Annotated in this window: 25 protein-coding genes; 12 read left to right on the plus strand and 13 right to left on the minus strand. The window is 61.0% G+C overall.

Annotation, left to right across the window (positions count from 1 at the left end):
- Nucleotides 1-26: 26 nt before the first annotated feature.
- Both BP38_RS19100 and BP38_RS19105 read left to right on the plus strand, forming a co-directional pair.
- The gene (locus BP38_RS19100) at nt 27-1,736 is read left to right on the plus strand and encodes a cation:proton antiporter (protein ID WP_035723625.1); all 1,710 of its coding nucleotides are present in this window, start codon (nt 27-29) and stop codon (nt 1,734-1,736) included.
- A gap of 135 nt (nt 1,737-1,871) precedes the next feature.
- Nucleotides 1,872-2,750, plus strand: a complete 879-nt coding sequence (locus tag BP38_RS19105) for an ion transporter (protein WP_081816460.1) — start codon at nt 1,872-1,874, stop codon at nt 2,748-2,750.
- Between the two features lie 21 nt (nt 2,751-2,771).
- Here the strand turns inward: BP38_RS19105 and BP38_RS0105045 are convergent, their stop codons facing one another.
- From BP38_RS0105045 to hisB, 8 genes are all read right to left on the minus strand, one after another.
- Nucleotides 2,772-2,951 (minus strand): PLDc N-terminal domain-containing protein, encoded by a 180-nt coding sequence (locus BP38_RS0105045; protein WP_026986844.1) that lies wholly within the window; start codon nt 2,949-2,951, stop codon nt 2,772-2,774.
- Between the two features lie 61 nt (nt 2,952-3,012).
- Nucleotides 3,013-3,393: a histidine triad nucleotide-binding protein gene (locus tag BP38_RS0105050; RefSeq protein WP_026986845.1), complete on the minus strand. Its 381-nt coding sequence runs from the start codon at nt 3,391-3,393 to the stop codon at nt 3,013-3,015.
- 181 nt (nt 3,394-3,574) lie between these two features.
- Nucleotides 3,575-3,904, minus strand: a complete 330-nt coding sequence (locus tag BP38_RS0105055) for a phosphoribosyl-ATP diphosphatase (protein ID WP_026986846.1) — start codon at nt 3,902-3,904, stop codon at nt 3,575-3,577.
- A 14-nt stretch (nt 3,905-3,918) separates the two neighbouring features.
- A complete protein-coding gene (gene hisF, locus BP38_RS0105060; protein ID WP_026986847.1) occupies nt 3,919-4,695 on the minus strand; it encodes an imidazole glycerol phosphate synthase subunit HisF in 777 nt (258 codons plus the stop codon).
- Complete coding sequence (gene hisA / locus BP38_RS0105065; protein ID WP_026986848.1) at nt 4,695-5,444, minus strand: 1-(5-phosphoribosyl)-5-[(5-phosphoribosylamino)methylideneamino]imidazole-4-carboxamide isomerase; 750 nt, start codon at nt 5,442-5,444, stop codon at nt 4,695-4,697. Before hisA ends, hisF begins: the two co-directional genes overlap by 1 nt.
- Nucleotides 5,445-5,463: 19 nt before the next feature.
- Nucleotides 5,464-6,024, minus strand: a complete 561-nt coding sequence (locus tag BP38_RS0105070) for a GNAT family N-acetyltransferase (protein WP_081816461.1) — start codon at nt 6,022-6,024, stop codon at nt 5,464-5,466.
- A complete protein-coding gene (gene hisH / locus BP38_RS0105075) occupies nt 6,021-6,665 on the minus strand; it encodes an imidazole glycerol phosphate synthase subunit HisH (protein ID WP_026986850.1) in 645 nt (214 codons plus the stop codon). The genes BP38_RS0105070 and hisH overlap by 4 nt, the downstream gene beginning before the upstream one ends.
- 17 nt (nt 6,666-6,682) lie before the next feature.
- Nucleotides 6,683-7,270, minus strand: coding sequence for an imidazoleglycerol-phosphate dehydratase HisB (hisB, locus tag BP38_RS0105080; RefSeq protein WP_026986851.1), 588 nt, complete (start codon nt 7,268-7,270; stop codon nt 6,683-6,685).
- Between the two features lie 143 nt (nt 7,271-7,413).
- Between hisB and hslV the strand changes: the two genes are divergently transcribed.
- From hslV to BP38_RS0105120, 8 genes are all read left to right on the plus strand, one after another.
- Entirely contained in the window at nt 7,414-7,977 is a 564-nt protein-coding gene (hslV, locus tag BP38_RS0105085; RefSeq protein WP_026986852.1) for an ATP-dependent protease subunit HslV, read from the plus strand.
- 1 nt (nt 7,978) lies between these two features.
- Nucleotides 7,979-9,343: an ATP-dependent protease ATPase subunit HslU gene (gene hslU / locus BP38_RS0105090; protein WP_051608985.1), complete on the plus strand. Its 1,365-nt coding sequence runs from the start codon at nt 7,979-7,981 to the stop codon at nt 9,341-9,343.
- A gap of 266 nt (nt 9,344-9,609) precedes the next feature.
- Nucleotides 9,610-12,297, plus strand: a complete 2,688-nt coding sequence (gene acnA / locus BP38_RS0105095; protein ID WP_026986854.1) for an aconitate hydratase AcnA — start codon at nt 9,610-9,612, stop codon at nt 12,295-12,297.
- Between the two features lie 332 nt (nt 12,298-12,629).
- A complete protein-coding gene (locus BP38_RS0105100; protein ID WP_155992202.1) occupies nt 12,630-13,466 on the plus strand; it encodes a hypothetical protein in 837 nt (278 codons plus the stop codon).
- Nucleotides 13,467-13,483: 17 nt separating this feature from the next.
- Nucleotides 13,484-14,164 carry a hypothetical protein gene (locus BP38_RS0105105; protein WP_026986856.1) on the plus strand — a complete coding sequence of 227 codons (681 nt, stop codon included), beginning with the start codon at nt 13,484-13,486 and terminating at the stop codon, nt 14,162-14,164.
- On the plus strand, nt 14,161-14,829 hold the full coding sequence (locus BP38_RS0105110; protein ID WP_026986857.1) for a hypothetical protein: 669 nt from the start codon (nt 14,161-14,163) through the stop codon (nt 14,827-14,829). Before BP38_RS0105105 ends, BP38_RS0105110 begins: the two co-directional genes overlap by 4 nt.
- Nucleotides 14,830-14,978: 149 nt before the next feature.
- Nucleotides 14,979-15,677 carry a hypothetical protein gene (locus BP38_RS0105115; RefSeq protein ID WP_155992204.1) on the plus strand — a complete coding sequence of 233 codons (699 nt, stop codon included), beginning with the start codon at nt 14,979-14,981 and terminating at the stop codon, nt 15,675-15,677.
- A 9-nt stretch (nt 15,678-15,686) separates the two neighbouring features.
- Nucleotides 15,687-16,346 (plus strand): hypothetical protein, encoded by a 660-nt coding sequence (locus BP38_RS0105120; RefSeq protein ID WP_155992206.1) that lies wholly within the window; start codon nt 15,687-15,689, stop codon nt 16,344-16,346.
- Nucleotides 16,347-16,447: 101 nt separating this feature from the next.
- Here the strand turns inward: BP38_RS0105120 and BP38_RS0105125 are convergent, their stop codons facing one another.
- Nucleotides 16,448-16,774 carry a DUF3253 domain-containing protein gene (locus BP38_RS0105125; protein ID WP_051608986.1) on the minus strand — a complete coding sequence of 109 codons (327 nt, stop codon included), beginning with the start codon at nt 16,772-16,774 and terminating at the stop codon, nt 16,448-16,450.
- Between the two features lie 194 nt (nt 16,775-16,968).
- On the opposite strand from BP38_RS0105125, the gene nth reads away from it, so the two are divergent.
- Nucleotides 16,969-17,607, plus strand: a complete 639-nt coding sequence (nth, locus tag BP38_RS0105130; protein ID WP_026986861.1) for an endonuclease III — start codon at nt 16,969-16,971, stop codon at nt 17,605-17,607.
- Nucleotides 17,608-17,619: 12 nt separating this feature from the next.
- Here the strand turns inward: nth and BP38_RS19110 are convergent, their stop codons facing one another.
- The 4 genes from BP38_RS19110 to BP38_RS0105150 all read right to left on the minus strand — a co-directional run bounded on the left by BP38_RS19110 (nt 17,620) and on the right by BP38_RS0105150 (nt 20,240).
- Nucleotides 17,620-17,967, minus strand: coding sequence for a hypothetical protein (locus tag BP38_RS19110; RefSeq protein WP_155992207.1), 348 nt, complete (start codon nt 17,965-17,967; stop codon nt 17,620-17,622).
- Nucleotides 17,968-18,024: 57 nt separating this feature from the next.
- On the minus strand, nt 18,025-18,720 hold the full coding sequence (locus tag BP38_RS21640; protein WP_051608987.1) for a bactofilin family protein: 696 nt from the start codon (nt 18,718-18,720) through the stop codon (nt 18,025-18,027).
- Nucleotides 18,721-18,776: 56 nt separating this feature from the next.
- The gene (locus BP38_RS19120) at nt 18,777-19,490 is read right to left on the minus strand and encodes an EI24 domain-containing protein (RefSeq protein WP_162175122.1); all 714 of its coding nucleotides are present in this window, start codon (nt 19,488-19,490) and stop codon (nt 18,777-18,779) included.
- An 87-nt stretch (nt 19,491-19,577) separates the two neighbouring features.
- Nucleotides 19,578-20,240, minus strand: coding sequence for a Fe2+-dependent dioxygenase (locus BP38_RS0105150; RefSeq protein WP_026986862.1), 663 nt, complete (start codon nt 20,238-20,240; stop codon nt 19,578-19,580).
- 121 nt (nt 20,241-20,361) lie between these two features.
- Here BP38_RS0105150 and BP38_RS0105155 point away from each other — a divergent pair, with 121 nt between their 5' ends.
- Entirely contained in the window at nt 20,362-21,249 is an 888-nt protein-coding gene (locus BP38_RS0105155; protein ID WP_026986863.1) for a 4-helix bundle domain-containing protein, read from the plus strand.
- Nucleotides 21,250-21,290 lie beyond the last annotated feature (41 nt).

Below are 21,290 nucleotides of genomic sequence, written 5' to 3' on the forward strand. Positions count from 1 at the left end.
ACGGTGGACCAGACAGGCAGGGGCAGGTGGAGCACATCGATCATACGGTATTCTATGAGGTGGCCGGGCTTCTTGGCCTTGCTACCTTCGTTGGGCTGATTGGCGTTTCTCTGAGGCAGCCCCTGCTGGTCTGTTTCATTGCAGCCGGGATCATTGCCGGGCCGGATGTCACCGGCTTTGCCAGCGCCAACGAGGCCATCTCCCTGTTGGCGGAAATCGGCATTGCCCTGCTGCTTTTCCTGGTAGGACTGAAGCTGGACCTGCAGTTGGTCCGCACTCTGGGTCCGGTTGCGGTGGCCACCGGTCTGGGCCAGGTGCTCTTCACCTCCGTCTTCGGCTACCTGATCTGTCTGGCCTTGGGACTCAGCCCGATCGTGAGCCTCTATGTGGCTGTTGCCCTGACCTTCTCCAGCACCATCATCATCGTCAAGCTGCTGTCCGACAAGGGCGAGATCGACTCCCTCTATGGACGCATCGCGCTGGGGTTCCTGATTGTCCAGGATATCGCCGTCGTGGTGGCCATGGTGGTGCTGTCGGCGGTGGGCATTGGCGCCGGCGCCGGTGGGGATGGCGGGACCATGGCGGTCCTGACGGCTCTGGGCGGCGGCCTGTTGCTGGTCGCGGCGGTCGTGGTCTTCATCCGATACCTGGCTGATCCCTTGCTGCGCCGCCTGGCGCGCGTGCCCGAACTGCTGATCATCTTTGCGATCACCTGGGCGGTGATCTTCGCAGCCCTGGGCGAACTGGTCGGGGTCGGCAAGGAGCTGGGCGGCCTTCTGGCCGGCGTGTCGCTTGCCTCTTCCTCCTATCGCGACAACGTGGCGACCCGACTGTCCAGCCTGCGCGACTTCCTGCTGCTGTTCTTCTTCATCTCGCTGGGCATGGGGCTGAACCTGGACCTGCTTGGCAGCCAGGTGGGGCCAGCGACCATCCTGTCGCTCTTCGTCCTGATCGGGAATCCCCTGATCGTGCTGATCATCATGGGCGCCATGGGCTATCGCAAGCGCACCGGCTTCCTGGCCGGCCTGACGGTTTCGCAGATCAGCGAGTTTTCCCTGATCTTCATGGCCATGGGCCTGTCGCTGGGACATGTCGGTGACCAGGCCATGGGTCTGGTCACCCTGGTGGGCCTGGTCACCATCATGCTGTCCACCTATCTGATCACCTATTCCCAGCAGCTCTATCGCTGGCTGGAACCCCTGCTCGGCATCTTCGAGCGGCGGATTGCCCATCGCGAACAGGAGCACGAAGGTGCGGCGGCCGAGGGGGCCTATGACGTGATCCTGTTTGGCTTGGGACGTTACGGCCGGGGTATCGCGCGCGACCTGATCGAGCAGGAGAAATCCGTCCTGGGTGTGGACTTCGATCCGGAAACGCTGAAACGCTATCAGGCACGCGGCTATCCAGCGCTCTATGGTGATGTGTCGGATCCCGAATTCCTGCTGCACCTGCCCTATCGCACGGCCGAGTGGGTCATCATGGCAACCCCGCCGCAACGCACGGCCCTGATTGGTGTGGACCAGCGTGTCTCCCTGATCCAGACCCTGCGGGACAACGGCTATCAGGGCCGGATTGCCGTGACCAGTCATGACCTATGGGATGCGCGTCAGATGGTGAAGGCGGGAGCGGACGTTGTGCTCAACCCCTTCAACGACGGTGCGGCCCGGGCCGTGGAGAAGATCACCGGCCAGGCGGTGCGCCAGGAGGAAGAGATCTTTGGCGCTGGCCAGGCCTGACACTACTGTCACCCGCCTTTCGTACGAAAAGGGCTTGTCAGCCGGCCCCGCTTTCGTCTTATGTCTGCGCCTGAAGATCAAGCAGGCGGCTGGCCATTGCGCAGCGCCTTCCCAGACAGGGCAGAGGAGTCAGGCATGAACAGGCCGCAAGCCCGGCCGGGTGACGGAACGCGCGAGACCGAGAGCCGTCTGCGCGGCGGCTTGCGCAAGCTGGTTGAGCATCGCCGGACTCAACTGTTCATCACCGTCCTGATCGTGCTCAATGCCATCACCCTGGGCCTTGAGACCAGTGAAACGGCCATGGCTTCCGCCGGGGACTTCCTCGTGGCCGCGGATCGGACGATCCTTGCGGTTTTCGTACTGGAGATCCTGGCCAAAATGGTGGCCTATGGCTGGCGCTTCGTGAAGGACCCCTGGAACATCTTCGATACCCTGGTGGTGGGGATTGCATTGGTTCCGGCCACGGGAAGCCTGTCGGTCCTGCGTGCCTTGCGCATCCTGCGCGTCATGCGCCTGGTTTCGGTCGTGCCCTCCATGCGTCGTGTGGTGGGGGCGCTGCTGAGCGCGATCCCGGGCATGGGCTCGATCGTCGCGCTGCTGGGGCTGGTGTTCTATGTCTTCTCGGTCATGGCGACGAAGCTCTACGGCGAGACTTTTCCCGAGTGGTTCGGCACCATTGGAGCTTCGTCCTATACGCTGTTCCAGATCATGACCCTGGAAAGCTGGTCCATGGACATCGTACGTCCGGTCATGGAACGCTACGAACTGGCTTGGCTGTTCTTCGTGCCCTTCATCCTGCTGACCAGCTTCACCGTGCTCAACCTCTTCATCGCGATCATCGTGAATGCCATGCAGTCCCAGCATGATACGGACATCGAGGCCGAACGCGAAGCGGCCCATGCGGATGCCGAAGCCATTCTGAGGGAGGTGCGGGAAATCAAGGAGGAGGTCCAGGCAATGCGCCCGGACAGCGAAACTTCCGACCCGGAAGAAAGCGAAGGGCGCAGCGGCTGAGCCGCTGCGCCTTATCCTAGCTTACCCCTTGGGGCCGAACAGCAGCCAGAGAATGAAGCCCAGCAGCGGCAGCAGGATCAATACGACGATCCAGATGACCTTGCCGCCCGTGGAGGCGCCACTCTGCACCGTCTTGACGATGGCGTATATCACAAGGATCAGGAGGAGCAGGCCGAAAATGCCTGTAACTTCAATACCCATGAGGTGAGTCCTTTTTCGTTACGAAACCAGTGGCCTATCCGAACTTCGGATAAGCAAACTGTTACTTTTCCGGCTCCAGCAGGCGTCCCAGGTCGCGGCCGCCGGTGATGTGAACATGCAGGTGCGGAACTTCCTGGCGGGACTCCGGCCCATGATTGGCTAGCAGGCGATAGCCGTTCTCGGACAGGCCAAGCTGGCGCGCCACTTCCCCGACCGCGCGCATGAATCCGGCGATCTCGGCGTCACTGGCGCGTGCAGTGAAATCCTCGGGGGAAACGTATTCGCCCTTGGGGATCACCAGCACGTGGACCGGCGCCTGGGGGTTTATGTCGTTAAAGGCGAGCGCGTGCTCGTTCTCGAAGACCTTGTCGCAGGGAATCTCCCCGCGCAGGATCTTGGCGAAGATGTTTTCCGGATCATAGGAAACGGCAGTGTCCGTCACGTCAGCTTTCCCCTTCGATGTCCTGTTCTGGCTGTGATCCGCGTCGGGCCAGTCTCGACCCGCAGGAAGCGTAGCACGCCCAGCTATATGGGGAAATCTGCAAGAAAACACCACCCCGTCGCGAGAACGGGGCTGGCAGGAAGCTGTGGCTTTTTCCGGACCCGATTAGGGTCCTCAGGGCTTATTCCGGCTTGCGGGCGGCCTTTTCGGCGAGGCCGGATGTGCCCTTGCGATCCTGCAGCTTGTTCCAGACCTCTTCGGGGTCGATGCCTTTTTCCGCCCAGAGAACCAGCAGGTGATAGAGCAGGTCTGCGCTTTCCGAGGCCAGGGCGGCTCGGTCCTCCTTCAAGGCCGCGATCACGGTTTCCACGGCTTCTTCGCCCAGTTTCTGGGCGATCTTCGTTTCGCCCTTGGCAAAGAGTTTTGCCGTGTAGGAGATTTCGGGGTCGGCGTTCCGGCGGGCTGCGATGACCTCGTAGAGTTCGTCCAGCACATGCCTGTTGTCGGGCATTTGGTCCTGCTGGGTCATGATCCGGCCTCCTCCATCGGGCGTACGGGAATGCCGGCGGCCGCCAGGTGGGCCTTGGCCTCGGCAATGCTGTGGGTGCCGAAGTGGAAGATCGAGGCTGCCAGCACGGCGGCGGCATGTCCGTCGCGGATTCCCTCGACCAGGTGGTCCAGATTGCCCACACCACCCGAAGCGATGACGGGAACCTCGACCGCGTCGGCTACCGCGCGCGTCAGCTCCAGGTTGAAGCCCGTCTTAGTGCCATCCCGATCCATGGAGGTCAGCAGGATCTCGCCGGCGCCGTAGTCGGCCATGCGCCGGGCCCAGCTGACGGCTTCCAGGCCGGTGGGCTTTCGTCCGCCATGGGTGAAGATCTCGAAATCGCCGCTGTCGCCAAGCTTTGCGTCCACGGCCACGACAATGCACTGGGTACCGAACTTCTCGGCGGCCTCGCGCACGAATTCGGGATTGTGAACGGCGGTGGTGTTGATGGAGACCTTGTCGGCCCCGGCCAGCAGCAGTTGGCGGATGTCCTCCAGCGTGCGCACACCGCCACCTACGGTCAGCGGCATGAAGCACTGTTCGGCGGTGGCGCGGACCACGTCCAGGATCGTACCGCGGTTCTCGTGACTGGCCGTGATATCCAGAAAGCAAAGCTCGTCGGCCCCGGCGGCGTCATAGATACGCGCCTGTTCCACGGGATCTCCGGCATCGCGCAGGCCGACGAAGTTCACGCCCTTCACCACGCGCCCGTCCTTAACGTCCAGGCAGGGTATGATCCGGACCTTCAGCATCAGGCACCTGTCCTTTCGCGCAGCAGCGCCAGGGCTTCCTTCGGATCCAGGCGTCCGTCATAGAGCGCACGGCCGCAGACAACACCGGCTATGGCTGTCTGCGCCGGCTGCTGTCCGACCTCTGCCAGAGCAGCGATATCCTCTAGCCCGGCCACACCACCCGAGGCGATGATTGGCAGGTTGACTGCCTGGGCAAGTTCGGCCGTCGAGGTGACGTTCACGCCCTGCAGGGCGCCATCGCGGTCGATATCGGTATAGATGATGGCGCTGACCCCGGCGTCCTCGAAACGCCGCGCCAGGTCACTGGCCAGCAGGTCCGAGGTCTCGGCCCAGCCCTCGACGGCCACGCGGCCGTCTCGAGCGTCGATGCCCACGGCGATGCGGCCGGGAAATCGGTGACAGGCCTCGATCACCAGGTCGGGATCCTTGACCGCCACGGTGCCCAGGATCACGCGGGCCACGCCGGCGGTGAGCCAGCGCTCGATGGTCTCAAGCGAACGAATGCCGCCGCCAAGCTGGATGGGAAGGTCGATGTTGCCGGCAATGCGTTCCACGGCCTCGGCATTGACCGGCTTGCCCTCGAAGGCGCCATTCAGGTCCACCAGGTGCAGCCAGGCAAACCCCGCCGCCTGGAAAGCGCGTGCCTGGTCCAGAGGGTCCTTGTTGAAGACCGTGGCCTTGTCCATGTCGCCGCGCAGCAGGCGCACGGCCTGGCCGTCCTTCAGGTCAATGGCGGGATAAAGAATCATGCTGGGTCCGTTCTCGTCTTCAATCCTGTTTGGTCAGGTCCTTATAGTAATAATATCCCTCAAGCCAGCGGCCCTCGGCATAGGCGTAATAGGGGTGCGTGCCCCAGCGTACGAAGCCCATCTGTTCATAGACCTGGATCGCACGGGTCTGGGTCGCGCGTACATCCAGGTTCAACACCTCGAACCCCGCCTCCCGCGCGGCGGCTTCAACACGGCCGACCAGCTTCGGCGCCAGGCCGTGCCCACGTGCCCAGGGCGCTATGAAAAAGGTGGTCAGGCTGCCGCAGGCTGCGCCCGCCTCGTTGTTCTTGGGAGGCTGCAGCAGCTGGGCTGAACCGGCAATCACACCATCCAGGCGGGCCACGAAGATCATACGTTCGGGGATCAGCAGCATGCCCTTCCAATAGGACTCCATGACCTCGCGGGGCGGTGGTTTCAGCCAGCCAAAACCTCCGCCATCAACGATCGCGGCTTCCGCGGCATCGCAAAGATCGTGCAGATCGGATCCGGTAAACTCCGTCAGGCTTTCCACACGGGTTTTTGCGGGCTTGCCCGGATTGATGAAGGAGTTGTTGCTCACGGTGTCCACCTCAGGAAATTTGCTAGCAGGCGCAGGCCGGCGGCCTGGCTCTTCTCGGGGTGAAACTGCGTTCCGATCAGGTTGTCCCGTCCCACCACGGCCGTGATGTCTGTACCGTAGTCGGTCCAGGCCAGGACCTGGTCCGGGTTCTCGGCACGCAGGCTGTAGCTGTGCACGAAATAGGCATGCACCCCCTGTTCCAGCCCATCCAGTACGGGATGGCGCGGACCCGGGCTGAAGCTCAGGTCGTTCCAGCCCATATGGGGAATCTTGTAGCCCGCGGGCACCTCGATCCGCTTCACTTCGCCGCTGATCCAGCCCAGCCCCGGATAGGTGCCATGTTCGACACCCCGTTCGGCCATCAGTTGCATGCCGACGCAGATGCCCAGGAAAGGCTTTCCCTTCTGCCGGACTTCCTCCTCGAGCGCCTCCATCATGTCGGGCACGGCCGCCAGGCCCTGTCGGCAGTCGCCAAAGGCCCCGACACCGGGCAGGACGATACGCTCGGCCTGCGCCAGGTCCTCGGCACGGTCGCTCACCTTGATGGCGATACCAAGGCTGTCCTGCGCGGCTGCGCGTTCCAGCGCCTTGGCGGCCGAGCGAAGATTGCCCGAGCCGTAGTCGATGATTACACAGGTCATTCGGCGATTATCCGAAACTAGAGACTGCCCTTCGTCGAGGGAATGTCCTCGGCCTTGCGCGGGTCGATCTCGACGGCCTCGCGCAGGGCCCGTGCGAGTGCCTTGAAGCAGGATTCGATCATGTGGTGATTGTTGGTGCCATACAGCGTCTCCACATGCAGCGTCAATCCGGCCTTCTGGGCGAAGGCCTGGAACCATTCCTTGAAGAGTTCCGTGTCCATTTCGCCCAGCTTGTCGCGGGTAAAGTCCACTTTCCAGATCAGGTAGGGCCGATTGGATATGTCCAGGGCAGCGCGGCTGAGCGTTTCATCCATGGGAATCAGGGCCGAGCCATAGCGGCGAATGCCGCGGCGCTCGCCCAGGGCCTGTGCGATGGCTTCGCCCAGGGCCAGGCCGCTGTCCTCGGTGGTGTGGTGGAAATCGATGTGCAGGTCGCCATCAGCGCGCAGCGTGATGTCGATCAGGCTGTGACGTGACAGCTGTTCCAGCATGTGATCCAGGAAACCAATACCCGTGGCGATGTCATAATTGCCATTGCCGTCCAGGTTGACGCTGGCGGAGATCCTGGTCTCCTTGGTGTTTCTCTCGACTTGGCCTGTGCGCATGGCCTGCATCCCGCTTTCCAGTATGAGCGGTTCGATCATGAACCGGCGCGGTTTTACCAAGCCGTGGCCGGAAAAGCCACCTCCGCGAAAAAGCGTGACTTGATATCTTGATCCGTCGGCCCTCTGCTGCCATTTGAGGGGCCATGTCGAGTGAAGCAGAACAGAACGGTCCCGCATCCTGGCGGGGCACCACCATCCTTTCCGTACGCAAGGGCGACAAGGCTGTCATCGCAGGTGACGGGCAGGTCAGCTTTGGCAACACGGTCATGAAATCCAACGCGCGCAAGGTCCGGCGCCTGGGACGGGACGGCGACGTGATCGTCGGCTTTGCCGGTGCCACGGCAGATGCCTTCACGCTGTTCGAACGCCTGGAGGCCAAGCTGGAAAACCATCCGGGGCAGTTGATGCGCGCTTCGGTGGAGCTTGCCAAGGATTGGCGCACCGATCGCTACCTGCGCCGCCTGGAAGCCATGATGGCCGTGGCCGACAACGCGACCTCGCTGGTGCTGACCGGCAACGGCGATGTCCTCGAGCCGGAAGACGGCCTGATCGGCATCGGTTCGGGTGGGGCCTATGCGCTGTCCGCCGCCCGCGCCCTGGTGGACATCGACGGCCTGGAAGCCGAAGAGATCGCCCGTAAATCCATGTCCATAGCTGCCGGGATCTGTATCTACACCAATGACAACATCATCGTTGAAAGCATCTGACGTGCAGGAAGAAACCGCCTACCACCCCGAAGCACAGGCGCCCGAGACCAGCGCCAATGCCTTCAGCCCGCGCGAGATCGTCTCGGAGCTGGACCGCTACATCGTCGGCCAGCGCGAGGCCAAGCGCGCCGTGGCCGTGGCCCTGCGCAACCGTTGGCGCCGCCAGCAGCTGCCCGAGGACCTGCGCGACGAGGTGCTGCCCAAGAACATCCTGATGATCGGTCCGACCGGCGTCGGCAAGACCGAGATCGCGCGCCGGCTGGCCAAGCTGGCACAGGCGCCCTTCCTGAAGGTCGAGGCCACCAAGTTCACCGAGGTCGGCTATGTGGGCCGTGACGTGGAATCGATTATCCGCGACCTGCTCGAGGCCTCGCTGAACATCACGCGTGAGCGCATGCGGCGCGAGGTTCATGCCCGGGCCGAACTGAATGCCGAGAGCCGCCTGGTCGAAGCTCTTGTCGGTGAGAAGGCGGGCGACGAGACCAAGGACAAGTTCCGTCGCATGTTGCGCAATGGCCAGCTGGACGACAAGGAAGTCGATCTGGAGGTCCAGGACAGCGCCGGCATGCAGATGCCGACCATGGACATTCCTGGCATGCCGGGTGGCCAGATGGGCATGATCAACCTGAACGACATGTTCGGTAAGGCTTTTGGCGGGCGCACAAAGTCACGCCGCATGACCGTGGCCGATTCCTACGACGTCCTGATCGCCGAGGAGAGCGACAAGCTGCTGGACGAGGAAAAGGTGACGGCCGAGGCGATCCGGAACGTGGAGCAGAACGGCATCGTCTTTCTGGACGAGATCGACAAGATCACCGCGCGATCCAGCCAGCAGGGCGGCGGCGACGTCAGCCGCGAGGGCGTACAGCGCGACCTGCTGCCGTTGATCGAGGGGACGACGGTCACCACCAAGCACGGCCAGGTCAACACCGACTTCATCCTCTTCGTGGCCTCGGGCGCCTTCCATGTGGCGAAGCCCTCGGACATGCTGCCCGAACTCCAGGGGCGCCTTCCCATCCGGGTCGAGCTGCAGGCGCTCACCCGCGACGACTTCAAGCGCATCCTGACGGAGCCGGAGAACAGTCTGATCCGCCAGTACAAGGCCTTGATGGACACCGAGGGCGTGGACCTGGTCTTTTCCGACGAGGCCATCGACGCCCTGGCGGACCTGGCCGCCGAGATCAATTCCTCGGTGGAGAACATCGGCGCGCGGCGTCTGCACACCGTCATGGAAAAGCTGCTGGAGGAAATCTCCTTCACGGCCAGCGATCGCAGCGGCGAGCACATCGAGATCACCGCCGAGATGGTTCACAGTCATGTGGCCGAGCTGGCGCGCAATTCCGACTTGACCAAGTTCATCCTGTAGCCCCTCCCTCCGGGTCTTCGGTTCGGATGGGGGCTTGGCTGAACAGGCCGTGATGCGTATATAAGGCGCATAAATCGTACAAAGCGTCATCCCGCAGACATGGTCGCTACCGGTTGCGGGGCGCTGCGCGGCTCTTGGCAGGCGCCTTTGGCGGCCTGCCCGGCACAACCGGACGAGCCAGCGTGAGCGACCCACTGATACCGGATCGAGGCGACGGGCCCTTCCTGCAGTTCCCGATCCGGCGTCAAGAACGAAGGAGAGATTTCGTGAGCCTCGGACAGGACACCCTCAAGACCCGCCGTACGCTTTCCGTAAAGGGAAAGGACTATGACTATTTCAGCCTGAAGGCTGCCGAAGAGACGCTGGGCGATGTTTCCCGCCTGCCGTCCTCGCTGAAGGTTCTTCTTGAGAACCTGTTGCGCCATGAGGACGGCCAGTCCGTAAAGGTCGATGATATCAAGGCCGTGGCCCAGTGGCTGAAGGACAAACGCTCGGACAACGAGATCGCCTATCGGCCGGCCCGTGTGCTGATGCAGGACTTCACCGGCGTGCCGGGCGTGGTCGATCTGGCCGCCATGCGCGAAGCGATGACCGAGCTGGGCGGGGATCCGCGCAAGATCAACCCCCTGTCTCAGGTCGATCTGGTGATCGACCATTCGGTCATGGTTGATGCCTTCGGCAATGACACGGCCTTCAAGGAAAACGTCGATCACGAGTTCGAGCGCAACGGCGAACGCTATGCCTTCCTGCGTTGGGGCCAGAATGCCTTCGGCAACTTCCGTGTCGTGCCCCCGGGCACCGGCATTTGCCACCAGGTGAACCTGGAGTACCTGGCCGAGGTGGTCTGGAACAAGGAAATCGACGGCAAGCGTGTTGCCTATCCGGATACCCTGGTCGGCACCGACAGCCACACCACTATGGTCAACGGCCTTTCCGTCCTGGGTTGGGGCGTTGGCGGCATCGAGGCGGAAGCCGCCATGCTGGGCCAGCCGGTCACCATGGTCATTCCCGAGGTTGTCGGCGTGCGCCTGACCGGTGCGTTGAAGGAAGGGGCCACGGCCACCGACCTGGTGCTGACGGTTACGGAAATCCTGCGCAAGAAGGGCGTGGTCGGCAAGTTCGTGGAATTCTTCGGTCCGGGCCTTCCCAGGCTGACGCTGGCCGACCGTGCGACCATCGGCAACATGGCCCCCGAGTATGGCGCCACCTGCGGTTTCTTCCCCATCGACGACGAAACTCTGCGCTATCTGGCCTTTACCGGCCGTGACGAGGAGATCGTGGCGCTGGTGGAAGCCTACGCCAAGGAACAGGGCCTCTGGTACGATCCCAGCGAGCCCGAACCGGTCTTCAGTGACGTGGTCGAACTGGACCTCTCGAGCGTCGAACCCTCCCTGGCCGGGCCGAAGCGCCCGCAGGATCGCGTGGCGTTGTCCGACCTGTCCAACAATGCGCGGACGACCATCACGGAGTCCAAGGCCGACCCCGCCAAGTCCGTGCCGGTGGAAGGCGCCGACTACAGCCTGGACAATGGCGCCGTGGTGATTGCGGCCATCACGTCGTGTACCAATACCTCCAATCCCTCGGTCCTGATCGGCGCCGGCCTTCTGGCCCGCAAGGCGCTGGAGCTGGGCCTTGAGACCAAGCCCTGGGTGAAGACTTCGCTGGCACCGGGAAGCCAGGTGGTGACCGATTACCTGGAAGCCGCCGGCTTGCAGGACGATCTGGATGCCCTGGGCTTCGAGCTGGTAGGTTATGGCTGCACCACCTGCATCGGCAACTCCGGCCCGCTGCCCGAGCACATCGCCAAGGCGATCGATGAGGGAGACATGCATGTGGCCGCGGTGCTGTCCGGCAATCGCAACTTCGAGGGCCGCATCCATCCGCAGACACGGCTGAACTATCTGGCGTCGCCGCCGCTGGTGGTGGCCTATGCGCTGGCCGGCAATACCTTGATCGACGTCTTCAAGGAACCGCTGGGCAAGGGCAAGGACGGACAGGACGTCTATCTGAAGGACGTCTGGCCTAGCAATCACGAGATCGAGGAGGTTCTCCGGAAAAGCCTGACGCCGGAGATGTTCCGCAGCCGTTACAGCAATGTCTTCGAAGGTCCCGAGCAGTGGAAGAGCATCAAGACGGCAACCGGCATGACCTATGACTGGGACGACGGAAGCACCTATGTGCGCTTCCCGCCGTTCTTCCAGGACATCTCGCCGGAGCCGGGCAGCTTCTCGAATATCAAGGACGCCCGCCCGTTGGCGATCCTGGGCGACTCGGTCACCACCGACCACATCTCGCCGGCCGGGGCCATCAAGAAGGACAGCCCCGCCGGGCAGTACCTGATGGAGCACCAAGTGCGCCCGCAGGATTTCAATTCATACGGTTCGCGCCGCGGCAACCACGAGGTCATGATGCGCGGCACCTTTGCCAACATCCGCATCCGCAACGAGATGGTACAGGGTGTCGAAGGCGGCGTGACCCTCCACCAGCCCGATGGCACGCAGATGCCCATCTATGATGCCGCCATGAAATACCAGGCCGAAGGGACCCCCCTGGTCGTGGTGGCCGGCAAGGAATACGGCACTGGTTCATCCCGTGACTGGGCGGCCAAGGGCACGCGCCTGTTGGGTGTGAAGGCGGTGATCGCCGAATCCTACGAACGTATCCACCGCTCGAACCTGGTGGGCATGGGCGTCCTGCCCCTGCAGTTCGAGGAAGGCACCACCCGCGAGACCCTGGGCCTGAAAGGCACCGAGACCTTCGACATCCAGGGCCTGGAAGAGGGCATCGAGCCACGCAAGAAGATGCCGGCGCAGATCCACTACGCCGACGGCCAGACAAAGGAGGTCTCCCTGCTTTGCCGCATCGACACGGAGGACGAGGTGGAATACTTCCGCCACGGCGGCATCCTGCACTATGTGCTGCGCAACCTGATGAAGTCCGACAAAGCGGCCTGATACGGCCGTGAAGTCAACCTGAGAACAGGGGCGGATGCGGTGAAGGCATCCGCCCCTTTTTATGGATCTGTTCTCGTCCGTGCTGCCCGTTAAGTTTATCTGTCGCGATTGCCATCACTCTGTGGGATAAGGATAAAAAGGCCTTTAGTGTCAGGGGCACATAATCAGGGGGCATTAGCCACATGAGACAGAGTTCGTCGCATATCATCATCCGATATATGAAAGCAGCGTCGCGTTGGCATCCACATATTGTTGCGCTTTTGATCGCGATTTTCCTTCTCGGGCAGACTGCCGATGTCCGGGCGGAAGATTACAAGGATGCGGTCGCTGGCATGGCCGACCTCTTGGCCCACGAGGAGGTTGATAATCCACGAATCAAGGAGCGGCGATGGCGCGCGCTTGAGGAAAGGGCAAGCGGACGTGATCGGGGATCGGCCATCTACATTACGCCCAAACATTCGCGCTTCGATATGATGACGGCCAACCTCAGATCCAGGGTCCGTTTCGATTTGCCGTCCAAGTGGCTGGATATCCGGGATGGCGGCGACAGGGTCCTGGAGCAGATTGCGGACTGGGGTGATGCGGTCGTTGGGGAATACGAGACCAATCCGGACGGTCCGTTCCTTCCGCCCTTTCCGACGGCACTGGCGGATGCCATGGAGAAATGTGCTGAACTGGGATACGTCAAGCGATCGGAGGATGGCAGAAAACAGCGCGCCTTGTGCTTGTACGGGCAGTCCGTCGGGAAGACCCTCCTGCAATTCAGTTCCTTAGTGCACAAAACGGTACTTGAGAGGCGTGAGTTCTATCTTGCCCGCTTTGAAGGACTCAGACTCGAAGATCAGGCAAGTGAGGATACAACCGAATTTGCGACCCTGTCGCCAGAACAGGCCTGTACCAAGACAGATGGTTTTGCCGTTTGCGCGAGCTGCCACAAGTCCTTCTCGCAGATTGCCGGCGGCAAGTCGGGCCGTGCCATGCCATGTGATCGCGATGATCAGATCATCGCCCTGGATGTCACGGTTTCCTATAGCAAGTTTGCCTTTAATCTTTCCCGGATGCAGGACCCGCGCATTTCCCTGATATTCCGCAAGGACAACGGTGAAAAATATACGCTCTGGTATCGGGTTGACGGCCTCATGGACGCACTCCTTGCGGCAAGAAATTAAGCCTATCTCAAGGAGTAATGATGGTCCGCACCCTGCTGGTGCTTCTTTCGCTGGCGGTCTTTACGCCGAGTTTCCCGCTCGCCGATGATCGGATTCATGGCTACTGGTTTCTCTCTGGTCGCGACGGTTTCCCCGACTTTGCCCGGACAGATACCCTACATGCCCTTCATCCTGATGGACGCCTAGCCATACTTCCAAGGGCCCTGTCTGCTGATGCGGAGTCGATCGCATTCATGGATGTCGAGATCCAGGGTAACATAGCTGTCTTCACCTCATCCGAGGTTCTGTATGACAGCGAATACTACTATGAGCCGCTCAATGCAGATCTGATCCACTTCGTAAACATGAAAGGTGAGTTCTTCCTCCGGCGAATGCCAGAGGATGCACACCTGCATGCTGCTCTTCTGCGTCTGGCCTTGACCGGCGAGGTGGCGCGATACCAACCCGCTGTCACGGATGACTTTTTCGGAGACGCGGAGAGGGTTGTTGTCGATCTGAAAGACGATAATGGGCGGCTTCTGCTGGTGCATATGCCAAATGCTCGACTGGAAGGGGCCATCGAGATTGATGAGGCGCCTTGGGGGAGGCCCCTCGGTCCGAACGTCATGGCCTTCTGGCTCACTCCCGGTTCAGCACCGGCGAAGGTGACGCGCCTGCTTTCCGAAGCCTCGCGTCCTCTTCTCCCGGAAGATGAATGATCAAGGTGAAACGCCGTGCACTGGCGATTGCACTCTGTCTCTTCGCAATGGGGGTCAGTGCCAACGAGGGCATCCAGGGTGCGTGGTTTCGCGTTCCTGATGGGGCGGGGCCCATTGTAGAGAATGCCGAATACATCATGGTGATGAGACCAGGTGGAAACCTGGTCGAGATCTTCATTGACCCAAGCAACCGCATGGAGATCTTCACCGAGAGCCGCTTCGAGGTTACCGGGAAGGATTTGACTTTTGCCTTTCCGGACAGGGACCAAAGCCACCATCAGATCGGGTTCGAGGGGGAGGATACCCTGGTCCTCTCATCGGGTAGTGATCGTTCGATGGAATTCCATGCGCTCTCCGGGAAAAGCGGTTTGTGGTCGGCCGCAGTGAAGCTTGCCGAAAGCGGTGAAGTGCGTTCGATCCAGCTCCTGAACGGCGATGGCCGGCATATTCTGGGGGCACCAAAGGCAGCGCGGGTCTACCTTGATTCTGTGAGGGGGTCGATCCTCCTGCTGGGCTTCGAGGGGGCGCGGAGTGATGGCGCTGTCACACGCCAAGGGCACGATTGGGTGGTTCCGGTCTCACATGATGTCGTCGCGCTGGCCCTTGGACCGGAAAGCTTTCTGCCACGTTTCGAGCGGCTGGTCAGAGGGTTATCGACCCGCTAGGGCATGCCTTGTCTTCATGACAGGCTTCAGTGCCAGAGGGCAAAGATGTGCCATATCCATTTGCCCTGAAGACTGGACTTTTCTCCGGGGAGCTGTAGCTTGTCCGTTGAAATCGAACAAAAAAGGGGTAGGGCTTAATGAGGGGTTTGTTGGGGAGTCTTCTTGTCTGGCTGGCATTGCCAGTATTGACGGCACAGGCCGATGAACAGCTTCTGGGGTATTGGTATCTCGAAGAGGGGGCGCCTGGTTTCACAATAGACGACGTCCATATCGGGGCCCTCTATGCTGATGGTACGATCCTAAACCTGAGCTCCGACGGCAAAGAAGTGAGCAGCTACACCTCTGCAGAGTACAGTGTTGAAGGTGATGAAATCACATTCATCTATCCGCGTGGATCGGATGAGGAGCCTGAACGCCATCCTTACAGATACGAACTCATCGATAGTGATACCCTGCTCTATACGGATGAAGCCGGGGATTATGAAAACCCTGAAGATGCCAAGACGTATTACAGGCGGCTTCCCGATAATGCACATCTAACCCTGGCTCTTCTGGGACTGGCCGAAAACGGCCAGCTCGAGGAAGCGGAGCTCGAGGTCGACAGCGACTTTGGGGAACGTTCCGTACTGGTGACCACTGAAGATCCATTCGCGCAATTCATCCTGTTCAGCGACAGACGTCAGGCCTTCCGCGGGCAAATCAACCGGAATGGCGTGCCTGTGGTTTCCACTGTCTCTAGGCATCTTGCCGCCTTCAGATTGGGCACGGCCTATCCAGACGAAGCCTTCGACGAGATGATCATGATCATGCAAGAGAGCATTGCATCGGCGCAGAAAGCTGCAGACTGAGGAATGGACATGAAAAACTTTGTCAAATTCGCACTTACGACATGCCTCGCGTTTGCGGCCATGCCCGTTCTGGCCGATGAGCGTTTTCAAGGCTATTGGTACGATTCGACAGGCTCAGAAGAATTCGATCTGAGCGAAATCTATTTGATTGAATCACTTGGCGCTGATGGCAGCCTACGTGGCCTTGATGTCAATGTTGATCGGGCGAACGGATTTTCTGGCGGGCATTATGAGGTATCCGGGGATCGCATAATAATCACCTATCCCGAAGATGAAGGTGAATTTACATTAACCTACGAATTCCTGGACGAGAATAGGGTGGTTTATCGCAATGAAGAGGAGGACTTTCAGGCTGTCTTCAAACGGTTGCCCGAGGATGCCTATCTTTCCCAGGCGCTTATGCGGCTTGTCGATACAGAACGCCCGTTACAGGTGAGCCTTGGCGAGAATCCGTCCATCGGCTCTATTATTGCCTTGGTTTCGCTCGACAATGAAGAGGCCAACTTCGAGATAGGCATGGATAAGGCGGCCGTGTACGAGGGTGAAATGACGCAAGGTGGCGATGTCCTGCTTACTGCCCTCCATGATCATCTTCTCATGATACGCACCAATGCGGAGTATCCTGCGGAGCAGTTCTCGGAAATAGTGGAGCTCTTACGCGCCAGGTAGCGTTCCGTTTCCAATGCCTTCTTCAAAGTCTTCAATCAGACCCAGCCTGACTATCTGTATCTGGGGTCTCCAGGAGCCGGGGTTAGCTGCCCGAATTCGGATCACTGCGCCGGAGTGGCCAGTCCCAGGCGGATCAGGCCCTTGATCGGTGCATGCGGGTCCTGGGGGGTGCCGCGGCGATAGATGACGATGTCGCCACGCCGTGCCAGGAACAGCGCCTGCTGCCGTGCGGCCGGCAGGTATCGGCGCCAGAGTTCGCGGCTCTTCTTCGCTTCGGGACGGGTGGCGGCATAGGCGCGCGCGGCATCTGTCGGCGTGATCCGGCCGTCAGGGCCCTTTTCCGCCAACAGCGCCAGAATGGTCTCGGCCAGCGGGTCGAGGCCGTCCTCGGAGGAAGCGTCTTCGTGCCGAGCTGTCTTGTCGTTCATGTGGATCCCGTTTCCTGCTGAGAGCTCCGGAGGTAAAGGAAAGGCAAGCAGGCTGCAAGGCCGACAATCATGCCGGCAATCCGGCCAGGCCAGCGACCGTCCCTGCAGCCCTGCCGCCAGGGGTTTGAACAAGCCGCCATTTCCTGCTCTAAAGGTCTTGGACCAGGGCTGTTGTAACTCAGGACGAATGACCCATGCGCAAGGCTGATATCGCTGCCTTTTTCGACCGACTGGCAGAGACCACTCCCGCACCCAAGGGCGAACTGGAGTTCGTCAATCCCTATACCCTGCTGGTGGCCGTGGTGCTGTCGGCCCAGGCCACCGACGTCGGAGTCAACAAGGCCACGAAACCGCTCTTTGCCGTGGCCGATACGCCCGAGAAGATGCTCGACCTGGGTGAGGAACGGCTGCGCGACTACATCAAGACCATTGGCCTGTTCAACACCAAGGCCAAGAACGTGATCGCGCTCTCCCATCAGCTGGTTGAAGAGCATGGCGGAGAGGTCCCGCGGGACCGTGCGGCACTGGAAAAGCTGCCCGGCGTGGGCCGCAAGACCGCGAATGTCGTCCTGAACATCGCCTACGGCGAACCGACCATTGCCGTGGACACTCATATCTTCCGCGTCAGCAATCGCACGGGCCTGGCGCCAGGCAAGACACCGCTCGAGGTCGAGAAGAAACTGGAAAAGATTGTTCCCGAAGACCGCAAGCAGCACGCTCACCACTGGCTGATCTTGCATGGACGCTATGTCTGCAAGGCGCGTCGGCCGGATTGTGCGGTCTGTGTGGTTGAGCCCTATTGCAGCTACAAGGCAAAGACCACGGCCAACTGACAGCCGATCACGTCAGGTTTTCCGCAGGACCGACTTCATGCAGCGGTCCATTGCCACCGCCTCTGCCAGGTTGTTGCGGCTTTCCAGGTGCTTGACCTTTTCTGCCCCGCCGGGCGCTTCATAAAGGAAGACATCCAGGACACAGCTCTGGCTGCGGTACTGCCAGATCTCGGCTGGAGCTTCGTGGCGCAGCATGCGCGGCTCACCCAGAGTCGAACTCAAGCTTGTCCGGTCCAGGCCGATCAGGCTTTCTGGCTGGTTACGCAGTGTGGAAGCGGGAACCCCCGGGGCTCCTGCTGATCCGGGATCCTGTGTCGTTGCGGCGCAGCCCCCCGCCAACAGCAGGAGGACAAGGGACAAGACGGGGAACTTCACAATGAACGACACTACAGACCCGATCCACGCCTCTGGTTGTTGTTAGCTGGCCGCTGTTGCCTTCTCGTCCTTGCCGGCATCGCTGCTATCCGCAGCAGCAGCGGCCGGTTTGCTGCCGGATGGTGCTTCGCTGCCGCTTGTCTTGGCCGTGGCCGTTGCATTGGCCTTGCTGGACTTTTCTTCGCCCTCGGACACCTTGCCACGAATGCGGCCGCCACGTTCGACCTCGATCTCGGCATAGTGGAGCTCGCCATCGATCTGGCCACTGGAATGTAGCAGAAGGCGGTCGCGAACGGTCAGTTCACCCTCGAAGGTTCCACTGATCTCGGCATAGTCCACCATGGCGCGGCCGCGGAAAAGCCCGTGTTCCGAGATTTCCAGAACCTGGGCCCCACTGAGGTCCGCTTCGACTTCGCCTTCGACCACCAGTTTCTCGCACGCGTTGATCTCGCCAGAGAGCTTTATGCCACGGCCTACGATCAGCTTCTTGCCTTCACCTTCCGCGTTTTTCATCTCGGTCACGTTCCCTTCCCTGGCTTCTGCCTGTTCCGCTCCACGACGCTCGGCGCCGCCACTCTGCTCCGCTGGCCTGCGGACAGGCGGGACCGGCTGGCGGTCGAGAACGGCGGAAGCATCCGGTCGGCTTGAGGTGCGTCCCTTTGCGCCCCCCTGGTTGCGGGGATCTGCAGGCCCCGGCCTTGTGCCGGTTTCTGCCTCGTTCTTTCGCTTTCCGAACATCGCTGTACCTGTCTCCTTCTGGATGAAAGGCCGATCACCGCATGGGATCCACGCGGCTATCGGATGGAATAGCCCTCCCGCCGCCGAATCTTCTCGACAACATGCAGCATGAAGGCAATTGCCACGATTGGCATGACGATGTTGATGACGGGAAGAGTCAATAATATGGCTATGACGACCCCCGTCAGGAAAATGCGCCCCTGCTGCCTTCGCCGCAGCCGATTGGCCTCCTGCGAGGACATCCGGCGCACGGCCGCAATCTCAAAGAACTCCCGTCCCAGAAGATAACCGTTCACGCTGTAGAAGACCAGTAGATTGAAGGGCGGAAAGAACAGCAGAATCAGATAGAGCGGCAGTGCGGCAAGGTTGATCAAGACGATGACCAGCGTCATGCGCAGGGCATCGCCCGTCATTTCCATGACGGGCTGTTCCCGTGCCGGCGGCAGTTCCGGGTAATGCTTCCTTTCCACGGCATCGCAGATCGGATCCAGATAAACCGAGAGAACCAGGCCGATGACGGCCGGGAACAGCAGGAAACTGACGATCAGGACACCGCTGACCGCGGCCGTGGCATAGAGGAAACGGATAATGCTCAGCCAGAAGTCGCCCCAGCCCTGGGCATTGGCCCAGTCATAGACATACTCGCCGAAGGCGCTCAGCCCGAAGGTGGCGGCGACCCAGAGCACAATGAAGGTCAGCAGTGTCAGGCCAAAGGAATTGCGCATGACCCGGCGCGATTCCGGTTCGGTCAGGATGCCCAGCGCTTTCATGAAATCGGAAATCATGACGCGAAGGCTTAGAATGCCCTTTCGCCGCAGGCAAGTAGGAATATGGGCAGGTCGAGGTCGGTAATGGCCTTAATCATCGCACCATTGACGTAGCAGATTGCTGCGGGTGCGGGCCAGACGATCGAACAGGCTGCTCTTGCCCTCGCGCTGGTAGACTTCCTTGAGCGAGGTTTCCAGGTCGAACAGGATGGCACGCTGATCATCCCGGCGGATGTAACTGCGCACCCAACCTACCACGGCCAGGCGCAGTCCCTGCTCTACCGGCGCCACGCGATGCAGGCTGTCGGAGGGATAGAGCACGAGCTGGCCCACCGGCAGTTTTACCGCACGTTCCAGGCTGCTCTCCGTGATCATCAGTTCGCCACCGCTGTAATCCTGGGGATCGCTCAGGAACAGGGTGAAGGAGAGATCCGTGCGCTGGCCGCCCATCAGCGCATCGTCCACGTGAAGCCCGTATTCCATGCCAGGCTCGTAGCGGCTTGCAAGCAGTTTCACGAAGCGCTTGGGCCAGGCCGCGGCCCGGAACACCACATGCCGCGAGAGCGCCTGCTCCACCTTTCGGACCATCCCATCGCGCTGCGCACCGCCCTTCAGCTGTCGGTTCTTCTTTACCTGACGGGCATGCCAGCCGGCGCTGTTGCGCCCATCCTCGAACAGGGCGGGATCGTCCATGGCCTCCTGCATGGCCTGGCATTCCGCCGTCGAGAGAATGTTATCGATGACGTAGAGCATGGGAAGGCCTGCCGGATGCACGGAACATGACGTCAGTATTGATATTGATTATCATCATCAATTATGGTCTTGCTTTAGCATGTCCTTCGATATTCCGAAAGACTGAGAAAGGATTCCTGCCATGAAAGAACAACTCAAGGTATTTACGGCATTGGGCATGGCCGCCGCGATGGGCACGGGGCTTTCAGCCCCCGCCTCCGCCGCGTCCGACAACTCGGTATCTATGAAAGGTGAGGACTTGAAAGTCCGGACCGCACTTACCTCCGTCCAGCTTGCCGAAGGCGGTGAAGGCGGTGAAGGCGGTGAAGGCGGTGAAGGCGGTGAAGGCGGTGAAGGCGGCGAAGGTGGCGAAGGCGGTGAAGCCGCCGCGGCCGTCAGCGACGATGCCGCCTATCTGTCCACGCTTGCCCTGATGCGGGGTCACCTGAAGGTCGGCGTCGATCTCTATCGCCAGGGCCATCAGGAGGCGTCCGTCACCCACATGAAACATCCCGAGGACGAACTTTACGCCGATTTCGTTCCGGCGCTCGAGGCCAGGGACGCCGAAGGCTTTGCGGAGGAATTGCAGGCGCTTGCCGAGGCGGTCGAGGCGGAGAAGCCGGTCGATGAGGTGGAAAGCCGCTACGAATCGCTCCTGGCGGCCATATCCGAAGCCGAAGCCGAGGCCGGTCAGGTCGGCCTGGATACGCGTCTGGCCGTAATTCACCGTCTGTTTGCCACTGCGGCCGAGGAGTATGATATCGCTGTGGAGGATGACGGGCGCGTCTCCAACGCCCATGAATACCAGGATGCACTTGGCTTCGTGCGTGTGGCCGAGGACATGCTGGACCAACTGTCCGAGGAACAGCGCGCGCAGGCTGGGGACGCTCTCGGACGGATCGAGGAGCAGATCGCCGCGGTGAAGCCGCTCTGGCCGTCCCTGGTTCCCCCCGAAAGCGTGGATCAGCAGCCCAGTATCCTGCACGGCGCGGCGGCAAAGGTGGAGATCGCAACTCTTTCGGTGGAGTAGATCGACTTTTACGTTCCATCTGCACACCCTGTCCGGCGCCT

Source organism: Fodinicurvata fenggangensis DSM 21160, from assembly GCF_000686045.1.
In the GTDB taxonomy this organism is placed as follows: domain Bacteria; phylum Pseudomonadota; class Alphaproteobacteria; order Kiloniellales; family DSM-21159; genus Fodinicurvata; species Fodinicurvata fenggangensis.

Excerpts from the sequence above, each read along its gene's own strand:
- BP38_RS0105120 (WP_155992206.1), top strand. The coding sequence starts at position 15,687 with ATGAAAAACTTTGTCAAATTCGCACTTACGACATGCCTCGCGTTTGCG.
- BP38_RS0105150 (WP_026986862.1), bottom strand. The coding sequence starts at position 20,240 with ATGCTCTACGTCATCGATAACATTCTCTCGACGGCGGAATGCCAGGCC.
- hslV (WP_026986852.1), top strand. The coding sequence starts at position 7,414 with ATGTCGAGTGAAGCAGAACAGAACGGTCCCGCATCCTGGCGGGGCACC.
- hisA (WP_026986848.1), bottom strand. The coding sequence starts at position 5,444 with ATGATTCTTTATCCCGCCATTGACCTGAAGGACGGCCAGGCCGTGCGC.
- BP38_RS0105155 (WP_026986863.1), top strand. The coding sequence starts at position 20,362 with ATGAAAGAACAACTCAAGGTATTTACGGCATTGGGCATGGCCGCCGCG.
- BP38_RS0105105 (WP_026986856.1), top strand. The coding sequence starts at position 13,484 with ATGATGGTCCGCACCCTGCTGGTGCTTCTTTCGCTGGCGGTCTTTACG.
- nth (WP_026986861.1), top strand. The coding sequence starts at position 16,969 with ATGCGCAAGGCTGATATCGCTGCCTTTTTCGACCGACTGGCAGAGACC.
- BP38_RS0105045 (WP_026986844.1), bottom strand. The coding sequence starts at position 2,951 with ATGGGTATTGAAGTTACAGGCATTTTCGGCCTGCTCCTCCTGATCCTT.
- BP38_RS0105125 (WP_051608986.1), bottom strand. The coding sequence starts at position 16,774 with ATGAACGACAAGACAGCTCGGCACGAAGACGCTTCCTCCGAGGACGGC.
- BP38_RS19105 (WP_081816460.1), top strand. The coding sequence starts at position 1,872 with ATGAACAGGCCGCAAGCCCGGCCGGGTGACGGAACGCGCGAGACCGAG.
- BP38_RS0105100 (WP_155992202.1), top strand. The coding sequence starts at position 12,630 with ATGGCCGACCTCTTGGCCCACGAGGAGGTTGATAATCCACGAATCAAG.
- BP38_RS0105055 (WP_026986846.1), bottom strand. The coding sequence starts at position 3,904 with ATGCCCGACAACAGGCATGTGCTGGACGAACTCTACGAGGTCATCGCA.
- hisF (WP_026986847.1), bottom strand. The coding sequence starts at position 4,695 with ATGCTGAAGGTCCGGATCATACCCTGCCTGGACGTTAAGGACGGGCGC.
- hisB (WP_026986851.1), bottom strand. The coding sequence starts at position 7,270 with ATGCGCACAGGCCAAGTCGAGAGAAACACCAAGGAGACCAGGATCTCC.
- BP38_RS21640 (WP_051608987.1), bottom strand. The coding sequence starts at position 18,720 with ATGTTCGGAAAGCGAAAGAACGAGGCAGAAACCGGCACAAGGCCGGGG.
- BP38_RS0105110 (WP_026986857.1), top strand. The coding sequence starts at position 14,161 with ATGATCAAGGTGAAACGCCGTGCACTGGCGATTGCACTCTGTCTCTTC.
- hisH (WP_026986850.1), bottom strand. The coding sequence starts at position 6,665 with ATGACCTGTGTAATCATCGACTACGGCTCGGGCAATCTTCGCTCGGCC.
- BP38_RS19120 (WP_162175122.1), bottom strand. The coding sequence starts at position 19,490 with ATGAAAGCGCTGGGCATCCTGACCGAACCGGAATCGCGCCGGGTCATG.